General features: G+C 76.0%; 12 protein-coding genes. 9 read left to right on the top strand and 3 right to left on the bottom strand.

Translation table 11 applies throughout. The annotated features are described in order from the left end of the window. Nucleotides 1–4: 4 nt before the first annotated feature. A complete protein-coding gene (locus ACGF15_RS20380; RefSeq protein ID WP_392800720.1) occupies nucleotides 5–988 on the top strand; it encodes a WD40 repeat domain-containing protein in 984 nt (327 codons plus the stop codon). A gap of 86 nt (nucleotides 989–1,074) precedes the next feature. Here ACGF15_RS20380 and serC read toward each other — a convergent pair whose 3' ends face one another. Then, entirely contained in the window at nucleotides 1,075–2,193 is a 1,119-nt protein-coding gene (gene serC, locus ACGF15_RS20375; protein WP_345613496.1) for a phosphoserine transaminase, read from the bottom strand. A 202-nt stretch (nucleotides 2,194–2,395) separates the two neighbouring features. Then, nucleotides 2,396–2,953, bottom strand: a complete 558-nt coding sequence (locus ACGF15_RS20370; RefSeq protein WP_345613494.1) for an ATP/GTP-binding protein — start codon at nucleotides 2,951–2,953, stop codon at nucleotides 2,396–2,398. Between the two features lie 261 nt (nucleotides 2,954–3,214). On the opposite strand from ACGF15_RS20370, the gene ACGF15_RS20365 reads away from it, so the two are divergent. Beyond that, nucleotides 3,215–6,184, top strand: coding sequence for an FAD-binding and (Fe-S)-binding domain-containing protein (locus ACGF15_RS20365; RefSeq protein WP_392800716.1), 2,970 nt, complete (start codon nucleotides 3,215–3,217; stop codon nucleotides 6,182–6,184). Between the two features lie 180 nt (nucleotides 6,185–6,364). Further along, complete coding sequence (locus ACGF15_RS20360) at nucleotides 6,365–7,618, top strand: ALF repeat-containing protein (protein ID WP_392800713.1); 1,254 nt, start codon at nucleotides 6,365–6,367, stop codon at nucleotides 7,616–7,618. 70 nt (nucleotides 7,619–7,688) lie between these two features. Here ACGF15_RS20360 and ACGF15_RS20355 read toward each other — a convergent pair whose 3' ends face one another. Then, nucleotides 7,689–8,546, bottom strand: a complete 858-nt coding sequence (locus ACGF15_RS20355; RefSeq protein WP_362615858.1) for a LysR substrate-binding domain-containing protein — start codon at nucleotides 8,544–8,546, stop codon at nucleotides 7,689–7,691. A 191-nt stretch (nucleotides 8,547–8,737) separates the two neighbouring features. Here ACGF15_RS20355 and ACGF15_RS20350 point away from each other — a divergent pair, with 191 nt between their 5' ends. The 6 genes from ACGF15_RS20350 to ACGF15_RS20325 all read left to right on the top strand — a co-directional run bounded on the left by ACGF15_RS20350 (nucleotide 8,738) and on the right by ACGF15_RS20325 (nucleotide 17,307). Continuing rightward, nucleotides 8,738–9,700 (top strand): DMT family transporter, encoded by a 963-nt coding sequence (locus tag ACGF15_RS20350; protein ID WP_392800891.1) that lies wholly within the window; start codon nucleotides 8,738–8,740, stop codon nucleotides 9,698–9,700. A gap of 330 nt (nucleotides 9,701–10,030) precedes the next feature. Continuing rightward, on the top strand, nucleotides 10,031–10,855 hold the full coding sequence (locus tag ACGF15_RS20345) for a TIGR03084 family metal-binding protein (protein WP_392800710.1): 825 nt from the start codon (nucleotides 10,031–10,033) through the stop codon (nucleotides 10,853–10,855). After that, nucleotides 10,852–12,597, top strand: coding sequence for an acyclic terpene utilization AtuA family protein (locus tag ACGF15_RS20340; RefSeq protein ID WP_376426505.1), 1,746 nt, complete (start codon nucleotides 10,852–10,854; stop codon nucleotides 12,595–12,597). Before ACGF15_RS20345 ends, ACGF15_RS20340 begins: the two co-directional genes overlap by 4 nt. Next, nucleotides 12,594–14,192 carry an acyl-CoA carboxylase subunit beta gene (locus ACGF15_RS20335; RefSeq protein ID WP_392800706.1) on the top strand — a complete coding sequence of 533 codons (1,599 nt, stop codon included), beginning with the start codon at nucleotides 12,594–12,596 and terminating at the stop codon, nucleotides 14,190–14,192. Before ACGF15_RS20340 ends, ACGF15_RS20335 begins: the two co-directional genes overlap by 4 nt. Before the next feature lie 5 nt (nucleotides 14,193–14,197). After that, nucleotides 14,198–16,168 (top strand): acetyl/propionyl/methylcrotonyl-CoA carboxylase subunit alpha, encoded by a 1,971-nt coding sequence (locus tag ACGF15_RS20330; RefSeq protein WP_392800703.1) that lies wholly within the window; start codon nucleotides 14,198–14,200, stop codon nucleotides 16,166–16,168. After that, nucleotides 16,165–17,307: an acyl-CoA dehydrogenase family protein gene (locus tag ACGF15_RS20325; protein ID WP_345613480.1), complete on the top strand. Its 1,143-nt coding sequence runs from the start codon at nucleotides 16,165–16,167 to the stop codon at nucleotides 17,305–17,307. The genes ACGF15_RS20330 and ACGF15_RS20325 overlap by 4 nt, the downstream gene beginning before the upstream one ends. Nucleotides 17,308–17,316: the final 9 nt, after the last annotated feature.

Below are 17,316 nucleotides of genomic sequence, written 5' to 3'. Positions count from 1 at the left end.
GGCCATGCGTTCGCTTCCGCTCGCCACCGGTGCCGCCGCCGTGCTGCTCGTGCTGACCGCCGCCGTGCCCGCGGCCGCCGCCGAGGACCCCGGGTTCACCGTCGAGGACCCGAGGATCGTCGAGTCCAGCGGCCTCGCCGCCAGCCGGGCGCACCCCGGGATCTACTGGACGCACAACGACCAGGACGAGCCCAGGGTGTTCGCGGTCGACTCCCGGACGGGGAAGACCGTGGCGACCGTCACCCTGCGCGGTGTCGGCACGCCGCGGGACATGGAGGCGGTCTCCGTCGGCCCGGACGGCGACGTCTACGTCGGCGACATCGGCGACAACCTCGACGGCGGTTGGGACCACGTCTGGATCTACCGCTTCCCCGAACCCGGACAGCTGCGCGACCAGACCGTCACCGCCACGCAGTTCGACGTGCAGTACGCCGACGGGCCCCGCAACGCCGAGGCGCTGATGGTCCATCCGGTGACCGGCCGGGTCTACATCGCCTCGAAGAGGGAGGACGGCGGCGGCCTCTACGAGGGCCCCGAGAAGCTGACCACCGGCGCCGTGAACGTCTTCCGGCGCATCGGGGAGGTCCCCTGGGTCACCGACGGGGCCTTCTCCCCGGACGGGCGGTTCCTGGTGCTCCGCTCGTACTTCAGCGCCCGCGGCTACCGGTGGGCCGACGGGGGCCTGGGTGAGGACTTCCGGATCCGCGCCCCGATCCAGCGGCAGGCCGAGTCCGTCTCCTTCACGCTCGACGGAGAGGCGCTGATGTTCGGGACCGAGGGCGGGCAGAGCCCCGTGGAGCGGGTGCCCTTCGAGGCCCCGGGGGCCGAGGAGGGCGGGACGGGCGGCGGTTCCGGCGCCTCCGGCGGCGGTGACGCGGCCGGGCCGGACGGCGCAGCGGAGTCGCAGGGCGGCCCCGCGGTCCCGGCGATGCTCGTCCTCGGCGGCGCTGCGCTGCTGATCCTCGCCCTGCGGCGGCGCAAGGGCTGAGGGCCCCGGCACGCGGACCCGCCACCACGCGGCACGGCCCCGGCCGCCCGCCGCGCGGCGGGCACCCGGGGCCGTGCGGCGGCCCGTCAGAGCTTGTCGATCACGTAGTCCACGCAGGCGGTGAGCGCCTCGACGTCCGCCGGGTCGATCGCCGGGAACATGGCCACCCGCAGCTGGTTGCGGCCCAGCTTGCGGTAGGGCTCGGTGTCCACCACGCCGTTGGCGCGCAGCGCCTTGGCGACCGCGGCCGCGTCGATCTCGTCCGCGAAGTCGACGGTGCCGATGACCTGCGAGCGCTTGGCCGGGTCGACGACGAACGGCGAGGCGTACTTGGACGCCTCGGCCCAGCCGTACAGGGCGCGCGCGGAGGCCGCCGTACGGCCCGTCGACCACTCCAGACCGCCCTGGCCGTTGATCCACTTCAGCTGCTCGTTCAGCAGGAACAGCGTGGCCAGCGCGGGGGTGTTGTACGTCTGGTTCTTGCGGGAGTTGTCGATCGCCGTCGGCAGGCTGAAGAACTCCGGCACATGGCGGCCGGAGGCGTGGATCCGCTGAGCGCGCTCGATCGCCGCGGGGGAGAACACGCCGATCCACAGACCGCCGTCGGAGGCGAAGGACTTCTGCGGGGCGAAGTAGTAGACGTCCGTCTCGGCGATGTCGACGGGCAGGCCGCCCGCGCCGGAGGTGGCGTCCACCAGGACCAGGGCGCCCTCGTCCGCGCCCTCGACGCGCCGGACCGGGGCGGCGACACCCGTGGAGGTCTCGTTGTGGGTGAGGCCGTAGACGTCGACACCCGCCTCGGCGTGCGGCTCGGGGTGGGTCCCCGGGTCGGAGGAGACGACGGTCGGCTCGGCCAGCCACGGCGCGAGCTTGGCCGCCTTGGCGAACTTGGAGGAGAACTCGCCGAACGTCAGGTGCTGGGACCTGTTCTCGATCAGCCCGTGGGTCGCGATGTCCCAGAACGCGGTGGAGCCGCCGTTGCCCAGGACCACCTCGTAGCCCTCGGGCAGGGAGAACAGCTCGCGCACGCCCTCGCGCACCTCGCCGACCAGGTTCTTGACCGGGGCCTGGCGGTGGGAGGTTCCGAGGAGGGAGGTGCCGGTGGCGGCCAGGGCGTCCAGCGCCTCCGTACGCACCTTGGAGGGGCCCGCGCCGAAACGGCCGTCGGCGGGCTTGATGTCAGCGGGAATCTGGATATCAGCCACGACCCGGAGCGTATCCCCTCCCCGGGGGGCTCCGTGGCCCCGGTCCGGACGCTGAGACGCGGCGCCGGGACGCGCCGGGGCCCGCGGGCACGGCTCCGGCGGCCGTCCGGGGCACGGCGAGGGGCACGGCGAGGGGCACGGCGAGGGGGCGCGCGAAAACCCCCGAACGAGGTCGTCCGGGAGCCCGCGCACGGGCGGGCGTTCAGACCGCGGAGTGCGGGGCCGCCGTGCCGAGGTGCTCCATCAGGGCGATCAGCACGAACTTGCACGAGGAGTGGTCGCGGGCGTCGAACTCGACCAGCGGGACGTCCTCGGGCAGCGAGAGCCCGCGGCGGATCTCCTCCTCGGCGCGGAACGGCCCGCCGAAGTCGTTCACCGCCACGATGAACGGCGTCCCGTGGCGCCGCAGCAGCTCCACCGCGTCCCGCGCCTCCCCGACGGCCCGGGTGTCCACCAGTACGACGGCGCCGCTGGTGCCGTCGAGCAGCCGGTCCCACAGGAAGCGGAACCGCTCCTGCCCCGGTGTGCCGAACAGGTAGAGGACGAGATCGTCACCCAGGGTGATGCGCCCGAAGTCCAGGGCGACCGTCGTCGCGGTCTTGCCCGGTGTGCGGGCGGGCGGGGTGCCGCCGCTGATCGCCTCCTCGGTGTGCAGGGGGCGGATCTCGCTGACGGACCGCACCATGGTCGTCCGGCCGGTTCCGCAGCCGCCCACCACCGCGATCTTCGCCGCGCCCAGGTGCGCCCCGGTGCGCTTCATCGTTTCTCGGGGGTGCCGGTCATCGAACGGTGCCTTCCGGAGAAGAGGTCGGTTCAGGGCAGGCCGCTGTGGTGAGCTCACGAGTCCGATCAATCGCTGGTCACTATAGGAGAACTGACGATCACTTAGGCAAGAGGCGGGAGCCGCCTTCGCCGCTTCGTTCGTGTCCCGTGACCTTGCGCGCCCGGCCGCCGCCGACGGCTCCCGCGCATCCCGGGCGTCCACTCGCGCACCGGGCGGTCTGCGCGTCAAGCTGAGGCCATGGCGCAGCAGCGAACGGCGGACGGCCCCGACCCCGAGCGCCCGGACGGGCGGACGGGCGGACCACGGCGGGAACGGGGGGCGGGCCCCCGCACCGCCCCGGAGGGCGGCACGGGGCGCCCGGGCGGACACGCGGGACACACAGGGGATACGGACGGGCTGGCCCGGGCGCTCAAGCGGGCGGTCCGCGGCGAGGTCGACTTCTCCGCCGCCGCCCGGGCGCTGGCCACCATGGACGCCTCCAACTACCGGCGGGTCCCCGTCGGCGTCGTGGCACCGCGCGACGCCGAGGACACCGCCGCCGCCCTCGCCGTGTGCCGTGAGGCCGGGGTCCCCGTGGTGCCGCGCGGCGGCGGCACCTCCATCGCGGGCCAGGCCACCGGGAGAGGCGTCGTCCTGGACCTCACCCGGCACATGAACGGCCTCGTCTCCCTCGACCCCGAGGCGCGCACGGCCGTCGTCCAGCCCGGCCTGGTGCTGGACCGGCTGCGGGCGGCAGCCGCGCCGCACGGGCTCACCTTCGGCCCCGACCCCTCCACCCACAGCCGCTGCACCCTCGGCGGCATGATCGGCAACAACGCCTGCGGGGCCCACTCCGTCGCCTGGGGCACCACGGCCGACAACGTCCGCGGCCTGGACGTCCTCACCTACCGCGGCGACCGGTTGCGGCTGGGGCCGGACGGGGCCGGCTCCCCCGCCGGGGTGCGGGAGCTGGTCGACGGGCACCTCGCCGCCCTGCGCACCGCCTATCCCCCCGGCCTGCCCCGCCGGATCTCCGGCTACGCCCTCGACGCCCTGCTGCCGGAGCGCGGGCGGGACACCGCCCGCGCCTACTGCGGCAGCGAGGGCACCCTCGCGGTCCTCACCGAGGCCACCGTCCGGCTGGTCCCCGCCCCCGCCCACCGGGCGCTCGCCGTCCTCGGCTACCCCGACGAGAGCGCCGCCGCCGAGGCGGCCGCGGGGCTGCTGCCGCTCGGGCCGCTCACCGTGGAGGGCATGGCCGAGGACCTGGTCCGCGACCCGGGGGCCCGCTCCGGCCTGCCCCGCGGCGGCGCCTGGCTGTTCGCCGAGACCGGGGGCGACACCCCCGCCGGGGCCCGGGCCGCCGCGGCGGCGCTGGTGTCCGCCGCCGACGCGCTGGACGCGGCCGTCGTCGCCGACCCGGCCGGACAGCGCGCCCTGTGGCGCGTCCGCGAGGACGCCGCGGGCACCGCCACCCGCATGGCCGACGGCACCGAGGCGTGGCCGGGCTGGGAGGACTGCGCCGTGCCCCCGGCCCGTCTCGGCGCCTATCTGCGCGACTTCCGGGAACTGCTCGCCCGGCACGGGCTGCGCGGCACGCCCTACGGCCACTTCGGCGACGGCTGCATCCACGTCCGGATCGACTTCGACCTCACCGGGCCGTCCGGCGTCGCGGCCTTCCGCCGGTTCTCCGAGGACGCGGCCGACCTGGTCGTCGCCCACGGCGGATCGCTGTCGGGGGAGCACGGCGACGGACTGGCCCGGGCCGAGCTGCTGCCCCGGATGTACGGGGAGGAACTGGTCGCCCTGTTCGGCCGCTTCAAGGACCTGTGGGACCCGGACGGCGGCCTCAACCCCGGTGTCCTCGCCCGGCCCGCGCCCCTCGACGCCGACCTCCGTCTCGCGGTGCTGCCCCGGCGCCCGGTGGACACCGCCTACGCGTACCCGCACGACGGGGGCGACTTCGGGCGGGCCGTCGGCCGCTGCGTCGGCGTGGCCAAGTGCCGTGCGGACGGCCCGGGCACGGGGGCGGAGGTGATGTGCCCGTCCTACCGGGTCACCGGCGAGGAGCGCCACTCCACCCGCGGCCGCGCCCGGCTGCTGCACGAGATGCTGGCCGGGGAGGTGCTCACCGACGGATGGCGCTCCGCCGAGGTGCGGGAGGCGCTGGACCTCTGCCTCTCCTGCAAGGGCTGCCGCAGCGACTGCCCGGTCTCCGTCGACATGGCCGCCTACAAGGCGGAGTTCCTGCACCACCACTACGCGGGCCGACTCCGCCCCGCCTCCCACTACGCCCTGGGCCGCCTCCCCGAGTGGCTGCGCCTGGCCGCCCCGGCGGCCCCGCTGCTGAACGCGCTCGCGGGCGCCGGGCCGCTCGCCTCGCTCGCCAAACGGGCCGCGGGCATCGCGCCCGAGCGGGCGCTGCCCCGCCTCGCCCGGCGCCCCTTCACCGCCGAGGCGCGGGAGCGGCTGCGCGGCCGTGCGGCGGTCCTCGACGCCGGGCGTACCGCGGTGCTGTGGCCGGACACCTTCACCGAGCGGCTCTCCCCGCAGGTCGGCACCGCCGCGCTGGAGGTGCTCGGGGCGGCGGGGGTGGGCGCGGTGCTCCCGCCCGGGCGGGTCTGCTGCGGGCTGACCTACGTCTCCACGGGGCAGCTCGACCGGGCCCGCGCCGTCATGCGGCGCACCCTGGACACCATGGAACCGCTGCTCGACCTGGGGGCGGTGGTCACCGTGCTGGAGCCCAGCTGTGCCGCGGCCCTGCGCACGGACCTTCCGGAGCTGCTGGACGCAGACCCCCGCGCCGCGCGGCTCGCGGAGCGGGTGCGCACCTTCGCGGGGACCCTCCGGGAGTGCGCCCCGGCCTGGCGCCCGCCGCGGCTGGACCGCCCCGTCGCGGGGCAGACGCACTGCCACCAGCACGCGGTGCTCGGCGACGGGGCGGAACGCGACCTGCTCCGGACGGCCGGCCTGGAGGGGGAGCTGAGCGGCGGCTGCTGCGGCCTCGCGGGCAACTTCGGCTTCGAGCGGGGCCACTACGAGGTCTCCGTCGCCTGTGCGGAGGACCGGCTGCTGCCCGCGGTCCGGGCCGCCCCCGCGGACGCCGTCCTCCTGGCGGACGGCTACTCCTGCCGCACCCAGCTGGCGCAGCTGGGCGGCCACCGCGCCCGCCACCTGGCGGAGGTGCTGGCGGCGGCCCTGCCGCCGGGCGGGGGCGGCGGGGGCTGAGGCGCCCCCGGCGCCCGTCGTCCCGCCGCGGCCGGGCGCGCGGGGGGACGCAGCCGCGCTGCCGTCGCCCGGCGGCCCCGGGAAGGCGGTGTGGGCGAGGACTCCCGACGAGGCGTACAACCATCGTGGCGGTCGGAGAGTCCTGTGCGCGTAAGCACGTTCTCCAGGGGGTTTCTGACTGTGAAGTTGTCCCGGATCGCCGCGGTGGTCACCACCGCGGCCCTGGCTCCGGCCATCCTCATCGCCTCGCCGGCCGTCGCCGCGGGCGAGGAGGCCGCGAACAGCACTCCGCCGGCTCCGACCGCACCCGACCAGGCGGCGACCGACGAGGCCGGCAAGAACCAGACCGGCAAGGACCAGACCGGCAAGGACCAGACCGGCAAGGACCAGACCGGCAAGGACCAGACCGGCAAGGGCCAGGCCGAGCAGGACCGCAAGACCATCCTCGCCATCATCGCCGACCCGATGGCCAGCACGCACATGAAGGAGGCCGGTCGCCAGGCCATCGCCGACGGCCCCGCGGCCATGCGCGCGTTCATCGAGACGGACCAGCACCGGATCCGCCTCGACGACTACCGGGTCCTGGTCACCCGTCTTCTGAACGACGCCGGCCCCGCGCTGAGGGAGGGCGTGAACGAACTCCTCGACAACGGCCGGACCGGCCTGGAGCAGCTGCGCCACTTCTACGAGGTCACCCAGCACCAGCTGCGCGACCAGGACAACCGGGTCGCGATCGCCCGGCTGATCTCCACCGGCGGCCCCGGAGTGAAGGAAGCGGGCCGCAAGGCCCTCTACGGCACGCCCGCCGACCGCATCGCCTTCCTGGAGACGGGGCGGTACCTCGCGCAGGCCTCCGACGACCGGGTCGAGCTCGCCCGCATCGACGAGGCCTGGGACGGTCCCCTGGTGAGCGAGGCGGTCGGCAGGCTGCTCAGCGGTTCCCCGACCCCGGCCGAGCTGCGTCACTTCCTCGAAGTGACCCAGTTCGAGCTGCGCGACCAGGACAACCGTGCCGAGATCGCACGGATCGTCGAGGGCGGGGGACCGGAGCTTGCCGAGGCCGGGCGCGCCGCGCTCGCGGGCACCGCCGCCGACCGCACCGCGTTCCTGGACAAGGGGCAGCACGAGGCGCGCGCGAAGGACGAGAAGGCCCAGCAGGAGAAGAAGGCCCAGCAGGAGAAGGGCGCGTCCGAGGGCGGGCAGAAGAAGAACGAGGAGCGGCCGGAGCAGAAGAGCCCCGGCACCGGTTCGGGCACCGGCACCACCCCCGGCACGGGCTCCGGCACCGTCACCCCCCAGGGCGGCAGCGGTTCCCTCGCCGCCACCGGAGCGGGCGACTCCGCCGTGATCGCGGGCACCGCGGGTACCGCGCTGGCGGCCGGCGCGGGCCTTCTGCTCGCCGCGCGGATGCGCCGGTCCGCCTTCCGGGGCTGACCGGGTAGCCCACCGGCCGTCGAGGGGCGGGCCGCGACCGCCGCGGCCCGCCCCCCTCGGGCCGTGCGGCTCAGCCCCGTGCGGCCACACGCCGGGCGAGGGCGACCAGCTCGCGGACGGCCGGGTGCGGGGCCGAGGCGCGCCAGGCGAGGAGCACCGGCACCGGGGGAGCGTCCACCAGCGGCCGGTAGGCCACACCGGGGTTGGGGTGGATCTCGGCGGTGGACGCGGCCGAGACGCCCACCCCGCTCCCGGCCGCGATCCCCGCGAGCCAGTCGTCGGTGTTGCGCACCGTCAGCGTCCGGGCGGGGCGGATCGCGGCGGGCCACAGGTCGAGCCGGGTCAGGCCGGAGACCACGTTGAGCAGGACGGGCCGGGAGGCGAGGTCGGCCAGCGTCAGCGAGGCCCGCTCGGCGAGCGGGTCGTCCGCGGTGACCGCGGCCACCCGGGCCTCGGTGAACAGCAGCGCGGTCGCGAGGCCCGGCGCGTCCACCTCGCCCCGCAGCACCGCCGCGTCCACCAGCCCGCGCGTCAGGCCCGCGGTGCGGTCGTCGACGCGCAGCAGCTCGATCGGCGTGTCCGGATGCTCCCGCGCCCAGCTCCGCAGCAGGGGGGTGGTGCGGGCGCCCAGCGCCGACCAGGAGTGGCCCAGCCTCAGCGGCGGGCGCAGCAGACGCCCCGCGTCAAGGGCCTCGTCGAAGGCGGCGACCGCGGCGGCCGCCTTCTCGCGGAAGGCGCGGCCCCCGGCGGTGAGCGCCAGATGATGGGTGGATCGGTCCACCAGGCGCACGCCCAGGGAGCGCTCCAGCGCGGCGAGCGAACGCGAGACGCTCGGCTGGGTGAGGTTCAGCCGCGCGGCGGCCGCCGTCACGCTTCCCTCCTCCGCGACGGCGAGGAAGCAGCGCAGATGACGCAGCTCGATGCTCATGCGTCCCGAGCATAAGCACAGCGAGACAGGCATTTCACGCGGGCCTCCCGGATCCGTAGCGTGGAAGGGCCCGCCGCTTCCGGCGGGCAGGGACGGAAGGGTCGCACGAGGTGAGGGACGAGTCGCAGACCGCCACGGGCGGCGCCGGGGCCGCGGCGGCGGGAGGGGGCGTCGCTCCGGCGGGTGCCGCCGTGGCGCTGCCGGAGGCCGCCGGTCCGCTGGCCTCGGCACCGGAGCACGGGCGACGGCCCGGGGACCGCCTCGGGCCGGTCGCGCTGGTCGTCGCGGGAGCCCTGTCGGTGCAGTTCGGCGCGGCGATCGCGGTCATGCTGATGCCCCGCACGGGCCCGCTCGGGGTCGTCACCCTGCGGCTGGCGCTGGCCGCCCTGGTGCTGCTCGCCGTGTGCCGGCCGCGGCTGCGCGGGTACGGGCGCGAGGACTGGGGCACGGTGGTCGCCTTCGGCACGGCCATGGGCGCGATGAACATCCTCTTCTACCAGGCAGTCGACCGGATTCCGCTGGGTGCCGCGGTCACCCTGGAGGTGCTCGGCCCGCTGGCGATGTCGGTGGTCGTCTCCCGGCGGCTGGTGAACCTGGTGTGGGCGGGACTGGCGCTCGGCGGCGTGTTCCTGCTCAGCGGCGGCGGCTTCGACCGGCTCGACCCCGTGGGTGCGCTGTTCGCCCTGGCCGCGGGCGCCATGTGGGCGGCGTACATCGTCTTCAGCGCCCGGACCGGGCGGCGCTTCCCGCAGGCGGACGGGCTGGCGCTGGCCATGGCCTTCGCCGCGCTGATCAGCCTCCCGCTGGGGGTCTGGGAGGCCGGGTCGAAGCTGCTGGTGCCCTCCACCCTCGGGCTGGGGCTCGCCGTGGCGCTGATGTCCTCCGTGCTGCCCTACACCCTGGAGCTGCTGGCCCTGCGGCGGCTCCCGGCGGCGACCTTCGCCGTGCTGATGAGCCTGGAGCCGGCGATCGCGGCGACCGCGGGGTTCCTGGTGCTGCACCAGGCGCTGTCCGCCGCCGACACGGCGGCGATCGCGCTGGTGGTCGCGGCGAGCATGGGGGCGGTCCGCACCCAGGGTGCGCCGGGCGGGCTTCCGCGCCGGGCCCGTACCCGGCGGCGCGCGCTGCGGACGAGGGCGCGCAGGGGCGGGTAGGGCCGCCCCGGGCCGGGGGCGGCGGGGGTCGGCTGCGAGGGGTCGGCGGCGGGGTCCGCCGCGCCGGCGCCGGGATCCTCGGTCGGCCTCCGCCCTGCCCCGGGCCGCCCTGGGCCGCCCCGGGCCGGGCCGTCCCCCGGCCCGAACCGGCCCGCACCCCGACCCCGCCCCTCGGACAAGCGTGCCCCTCGGACAAGCGTGCCCCTCGGACAAGCGCGCCCCCTCTGGCCGAAAATCAAAGCAAGCATGCTTGCTTGTTTTCCGGGACGCTGTCATGCTCCTGCGCACACCCCGACGTGACCCGCCGCCGTGCCCCCGAGGGAGCGCAACGTGTCCGAACCGGCCGCCGTACTCGACGACCTGCACCGCGAGAGCGAGGAACTCGACCGCCTGGTGGCGTCGCTGGAGCCCGCGCGCTGGGCCGAGCCGACCCCCGCCGCGGGATGGACGATCGCCCACCAGATCGCCCACCTCGCCTGGACCGACCGCGCCGCCCACCTCGCCGCCACCGACGCCGCCGGCTTCGCCGCAGAGGTCGAGAAGGCGCTCGCCGCCCCCGGGAGCTTCGTCGACGACGGGGCCGCCGAAGGCGCCGCCCTGCCGCCCGGAGAGCTGCTCGCCGGCTGGCGCCTGGGCCGTGAGCGCCTGCTCCGCGCGCTGCGCGAGGCCCCCGCAGGTGCCCGCTTCCCCTGGTACGGCCCGCCGATGAGCGCCGCGTCGATGGCCACCGCCCGCCTGATGGAGACCTGGGCGCACGGACAGGACGTGGCCGACGCGCTCGGCGTCCACCGGCCGCCCACCCCGCGCCTCGCCCAGATCGCCCGGCTCGGCGTGCGCACCCGGGACTTCGCGTTCGGGGTGCACGGGCTCACGCCCCCCGCCGAGCCCTTCCGGGTGGAACTGCACGGCCCGGACGGTACGACGACCGCCTTCGGCCCCGAGGACGCCCCGCAGCGGGTGACCGGCCCGCTCCTGGACTTCGCCCTGCTGGTCACCCAGCGCGCCCACCCCGAGGACCTCGGCCTGCGGGCCGAGGGCGCGGACGCCGGGCAGTGGCTGCGCATCGCCCAGGCGTTCGCCGGACCCCCCGGACCGGGCCGCGCCCCCGGTACCCGCGCCCGCGGCGCCGCCGGACCCGGGACGGCCGGGGCGTGAGCGGCCGGACCGCGGACGGCGCGGGCACCGACCGCCGGGCCCCGGGCGGCACCCGCCGCCCCCTGCGCATCGGGAACGCCTCCGGCTTCTACGGCGACCGCTTCCAGGCCGTCCGGGAGATGCTCACCGGCGGCCCGCTCGACGTCCTCACCGGCGACTACCTCGCCGAACTCACCCTTCTCATCCTCGGCCGCGACCGTCTGAAGGACCCCGGCCTCGGCTACGCCAGGACCTTCCTGCGCCAGCTGGAGGACACCCTCGGCCTCGCCCGCGAGCGCGGGGTGCGGATCGTCGTCAACGCCGGGGGCCTCAACCCCGCCGGACTCGCCGACGCCGTCCGCGCCCTCGCCGACCGGGTCGGCGTCCCCACCGCCGTCGCCCATGTGGAGGGCGACGACCTCGCCGCCCGCTTCCCCGGCGCGCTCACCGCCAACGCCTATCTCGGCGGCGCCGGGATCACCGCCTGCCTGGGCGCCGGCGCGGACGTCGTGGTGACCGGCCGCGTCACCGACGCGGCCCTGGTCACCGGACCCGCCGCCTGGTGGTTCGGCTGGGGCCCCGAGTCCTACGACGAGCTGGCCGGCGCGGTGGTCGCCGGGCACGTGCTGGAGTGCGGCACCCAGGCCACCGGCGGCAACTACTCCTTCTTCGCGGAGGCCGACGGCGGACGCGCCGTGCTCCGGCCCGGCTTCCCGGTCGCCGAGGTCCACGCCGACGGCAGCAGCGTGATCACCAAGCACCCGGGCACCGGCGGCTTCGTCGACACCGGCACCGTCACCGCCCAGCTGCTCTACGAGACGGCCGGTGCCCGCTACCCCGGACCGGACGCCACCGCCCGGCTCGACACCGTGCGCCTGGCACCCGACGGCCCCGACCGGGTGCGGATCTCCGGCGTGCGCGGCGAGGCCCCGCCACCGGCGCTCAAGGTCGGCCTGAACCGGCTCGGCGGGTGGCGCAACGAGGTGGTCTTCGTCCTCACCGGCCTCGACATCGACGCCAAGGCGGCCCTGGTGCGCGAGCAGCTCATGGACGCCCTCGGCGCCGACCGGCCGGCCGAGGTCCGCTGGGAGCTGGCCCGCACCGAGCACGAGGACGCCGACACCGAGGAGCGCGCCGCCGCCTATCTGCGCCTGGTGGTGCGCGACCCGGACGCCGAGCGGGTCGGCCGGGCCGTCAGCGGCGCCGCGATCGAGCTGGCCCTGGGCAGCTACCCCGGCTTCCACGTCACCGCCCCGCCCGGCAAGGGCACCCCCTACGGCGTCTTCGAGGCCGCGTACGTGGACGCGACCGAGGTGGCCCACACCGCCGTCCTGCCCGGCGGGGCCAGGACCCCCGTCCCGCCGCCCGCCCGGACCCGGCCCCTCGCACCCGTGCCGGAACCCGCCCTGCCCGAGCCGCTGCCGCCGGGCCCCACGCGCCGCGCCCCCCTCGGCCGGGTCCTCGGCGCGCGGAGCGGCGACAAGGGCGGCGACGCCAACATCGGCGTCTGGGCCCGCACCGAGGACGCCTGGCGCTGGCTGGCCCGCGAACTCACCGCGGACCGGCTGCGCGACCTGCTCCCCGAGACCGCCGCCCTCCCCGTGGAGCGGCACGTGCTGCCGGGACTGCGGGCCCTGAACTTCACCGTCACCGGGATCCTCGGCGAAGGCGTCGCCGCCCAGGCCCGGTTCGACCCCCAGGCCAAGGCGCTCGGCGAATGGCTGCGCGCCCGCTACGCCGACCTCCCGGAGGCCCTGCTGTGACCGTCCTCGGTACGGCCGTCGACCCGACGAGCCCGGAACACTCCGCCCGCCGGGCCGCGATGCTGGCCAGACTGACCGAGCTGGACGCCGAGCACGCCGGGGCCCTCGCGGGCGGCGGCCCGAAGTACGTCGAGAGGCACCGGGCGCGCGGCAAGCTGCTGGCCCGGGAGCGGATCGAGCTGCTGGTCGACCCCGACAGCCCCTTCCTGGAGCTGTCGCCGCTCGCCGGCTGGGGCAGCGACTACCCCGTCGGGGCGTCCGTGGTCACCGGGATCGGCGTGGTCGAGGGCGTGGAGTGCCTGATCACCGCCAACGACCCCACCGTGCGCGGCGGGGCGTCCAACCCCTGGACGCTGAAGAAGATCCTGCGCGCCAACGAGATCGCCTCCGCCAACCGCCTGCCGGTCGTCTCCCTCGTCGAGTCCGGCGGCGCGGACCTGCCCTCCCAGAAGGAGATCTTCATCCCCGGCGGTGCGCTCTTCCGGGACCTGACCCGGCTGTCGGCCACCGGTATCCCCACCGTCGCCGTGGTGTTCGGCAACTCCACCGCGGGCGGGGCCTATGTGCCGGGGATGTCCGACCACACCGTGATGATCAAGGAGCGGTCGAAGGTCTTCCTGGGCGGTCCGCCGCTGGTCCGGATGGCCACCGGGGAGGTCAGCGACGACGAGTCCCTCGGCGGCGCCGAGATGCACGCCCGCACCTCCGGCCTCGCCGACCACTACGCCGTCGACGAGCAGGACGCGCTGCGCCAGGCCCGGCGCATCGTCGCCCGCCTCAACCACCGCAAGGCGCACCCCGATCCGCCCGCCGCCGAGCCCCCGAGGTACCCGGGCGAGGAGCTGCTCGGGATCGTCCCCGAGGACCTCAGGACCCCCTTCGACCCCCGCGAGGTGATCGCCCGGCTCGTCGACGCCTCCGACTTCGACGAGTTCAAGCCCCTGTACGGGACCAGCCTGGTGACCGGCTGGGCGCGGCTGCACGGCTACCCGGTGGGCGTCCTCGCCAACGCCCGCGGTGTGCTGTTCTCCGCCGAGTCGCAGAAGGCCGCCCAGTTCGTCCAGCTCGCCGACCGGCGCGACATCCCGCTGCTGTTCCTGCACAACACCACCGGCTACATGGTCGGCAGCCGGTACGAGCAGGGCGGCATCATCAAGCACGGCGCCATGATGATCAACGCCGTCTCCAACGCGAAGGTGCCTCGTCTGTCCGTCCTGATGGGCTCCTCCTACGGCGCCGGGCACTACGGCATGTGCGGCCGCGCCTACGACCCGAGGTTCCTCTTCGCCTGGCCCAGCGCCAAGTCGGCGGTGATGGGCCCCCAGCAGCTGGCCGGGGTCCTGTCGATCGTCGCGCGGGCCTCCGCCGAGGCCAAGGGCACCCCCTACGACGAGGAGGCCGACGCCGGGCTGCGGGCCGTGGTCGAGGCGCAGATCGAGGCCGAGTCCCTGCCCGCCTTCCTGTCCGGGCGGCTGTACGACGACGGGGTGATCGACCCGCGCGACACCCGCACGATCCTCGGCCTGTGCCTGTCCGCGATCCACACCGCTCCAGTCGAGGGCGCCCGCGGCGGCTTCGGCGTCTTCCGGATGTGAGGCCCATGATCACCACCGTCCTCGTCGCCAACCGCGGCGAGATCGCCTGCCGGGTCTTCCGGACCTGCCGGACCCGGGGGATGGCCACCGTCGCCGTCCACTCGGACGCCGACGCCGGGGCCCTGCACGTCCGGGAGGCCGACGCGGCCGTCCGCCTGCCCGGCTCCACCCCCGCGGAGACCTATCTGCGCGGCGACGCGATCGTGAAGGCCGCACTCGCCGCGGGTGCGGACGCCGTCCACCCCGGGTACGGGTTCCTCTCCGAGAACGCGGGCTTCGCCCGGGCCGTCGAGGACGCGGGCCTGGTGTGGATCGGCCCGCCCCCCGGCGCGATCGAGGCCATGGCCTCCAAGACCCGGGCCAAGGAGCTGATGGGCGTCACCCCGCTGACCGAGGTCACCGAGGACGACCTGCCCGTGCTGGTGAAGGCCGCCGCGGGCGGCGGCGGACGCGGCATGCGGGTGGTGCGCACCCTCGCCGAACTGCCCGGCGCCCTGGCGGCCGCCCGCGCGGAGGCCGCGTCCGCCTTCGGCGACGGGGAGGTCTTCACCGAGCCGTACGTGGAGGACGGCCGCCATGTCGAGGTGCAGGTGCTGGCCGACGCCCACGGCACGGTCTGGGTCCTCGGCACCCGCGACTGCTCCCTCCAGCGGCGGCACCAGAAGGTCGTGGAGGAGTGCCCGGCGCCGGGCCTGGACCCGGGCCTCACCGCCTCGCTCCACGCCTCCGCGGTGTCCGCCGCCCGGGCCGTGGGCTACCGGGGCGCCGGTACGGTCGAGTTCCTCGTCGGCACGGACGGGCGGGCGCACTTCCTGGAGATGAACACCCGCCTCCAGGTCGAACACCCCGTCACCGAGGCCGTGTTCGGCGTGGACCTGGTCGCCCTCCAACTGGACGTGGCCGCGGGCGGGGCCCTCCCGCCCGAGCCCCCGGCCCCGCGCGGCCACGCGGTCGAGGCCCGCCTCTACGCCGAGGACCCCGCCGCCGGGTGGGCCCCGCAGACGGGCGTGCTCCACGCGCTGGACGTCCCCGAGGCCCCCCGGGCACCCGGACCGGAGGGCGGCGGGCCGTCCGGGATCCGGGTCGACACCGGCTACACCGCGGGCGACACCATCGGGATCCACTACGACCCCATGATCGCCAAGGTGGTGGCCTGGGCGCCCACCCGCGGGGAAGCGGTGCGGCGCCTCGCCCACGCCCTGGAGCGGGCCCGCGTCCACGGCCCCGTGACCAACCGCGAGCTGCTCGTCCGCTCCCTGCGGCACCCCGGCTTCACCGACCCCGGCCGGCTCGGCACCGGCTTCTACGAGCGCCACCTGGACCGGCTCACGGAGCCCGGCGCCGGTGCCGGGCTCGCCGCCGTCGCCGCCGCCCTCGCGGGGGCGGCCGCCCGGGCCGGGCGCTTCGGCGGAGCCTGGCGCAACCTGCCCTCCCAGCCCCAGAGCGCGGCGTTCACCGCCCAGGGCGACCCGGACACCGTGCACGAGGTCCGCTACCGCCCCCTGCGCGAGGGCGGCTTCGCCCTGGAGGACCGGCCCGGGGTGAAGGTCCTGGCCGCCGCACCCGACCGGGTCCGGCTGGAGGCCGAGGGCATCGCCCGGGAGTTTGCCGTCACCTCCTACGGCGACGGCCGCGTCCACGTCGACGGCCCGCTCGGGCACCACGCGCTCCTCCCGCGCCCCCGCTTCACCGACCCCGCCCTGCGCGTCGAGCCCGGCTCGCTGCTCGCCCCCATGCCCGGCACCGTGGTCCGCCTGGGCGAGGGCGTCGAGGAGGGAGCGCAGGTCGCCGAGGGGCAGCCCCTCGTCTGGCTGGAGGCCATGAAGATGGAGCACCGCATCGACGCTCCCGCCTCCGGCACGCTCACCGCACTGCACGCCCGCCCCGGCCGCCAGGTCGAGGTCGGCACCCTGCTCGCCGTCGTGCACGACGTCCCCTCGAACGTCCCGCCAGCACAGGAGGCATCCGGATCATGAGCCCCGCCACGAGCACCATGGAGAGCCAGGAGCACCGCGACCTGCGCGCCGCCGTCGCCGCCCTCGCCCACCGCCACGGTCCCGGCTACGACCGCGCCGCCCTGTGGGCGGAGGCGGGCAAGCTCGGCTACCTCGGCGTCAACCTGCCCGAGGAGTACGGCGGGGGAGGCGGCGGCATCAGCGAACTCTCCCTCGTCCTGGAGGAGTCCGGGGCCGCGGGCTGCCCGCTGCTGATGATGATCGTCTCGCCCGCCATCTGCGCCACCGTCATCGCCCGCTTCGGCACCGACGAGCAGAAGCGCACCTGGCTGCCCGGGCTCGCCGACGGCTCTCTCACCATGGCCTTCGGCATCACCGAGCCCGACGCGGGCTCCAACTCCCACCGGATCACCACCACCGCCCGCCGCGACGGCGGCGACTGGGTGCTCACCGGCCGGAAGGTCTTCGTCTCCGGGGTCGACATCGCCGACGCCACCCTGATCGTGGGCCGCACCGAGGACGCCCGCACCGGCCGGCTCAAGCCCTGCCTGTTCATCGTGGAGCGCGATGCCGAGGGCTTCGGGCGCACCGCCATCGACATGGAACTCCAGGCGCAGGAGCAGCAGTTCGAACTCGTCCTGGACGACGTCCGGCTGCCCGCCGGGGCGCTGGTCGGCGAGGAGGACGCCGGACTGCTCCAGCTCTTCGCCGGCCTCAACCCCGAACGCATCATGACGGCCGCCTTCGCCATCGGCATGGGGCGCCACGCGCTCTCCCGCGCCGTGGCGTACGCCAAGGAGCGCCGGGTGTGGAAGGACCCCATCGGCGCCCACCAGGCGATCGCCCACCCCCTCGCCCAGGCGCACATCGAACTGGAGCTGGCCCGGCTGATGATGCAGAAGGCCGCCGCGCTGTACGACGCGGGCGACGACGCCGGGGCGGGCGAGGCGGCCAACATGGCCAAGTACGCGGCGGGCGAGGCGTGCGTCCGGGCCGTCGACCAGGCCGTGCACACCCTCGGCGGCAACGGGCTCACCCGGGAGTACGGGCTGGCGAGGCTGATCGCCGCCTCCCGCGTCGCCAGGATCGCGCCGGTCAGCCGCGAGATGATCCTCAACTACGTCTCCCACCAGTCCCTGGGTCTCCCCAAGTCCTACTGAGAGCCGTCA

The organism is Streptomyces sp. NPDC048001, from assembly GCF_043203115.1.
Taxonomy (GTDB): domain Bacteria; phylum Actinomycetota; class Actinomycetes; order Streptomycetales; family Streptomycetaceae; genus Streptomyces; species Streptomyces sanyensis.
The sequence above is the reverse complement of the archived record's forward strand: the minus strand, read 5'-3'. Positions and strand labels throughout refer to the sequence as shown.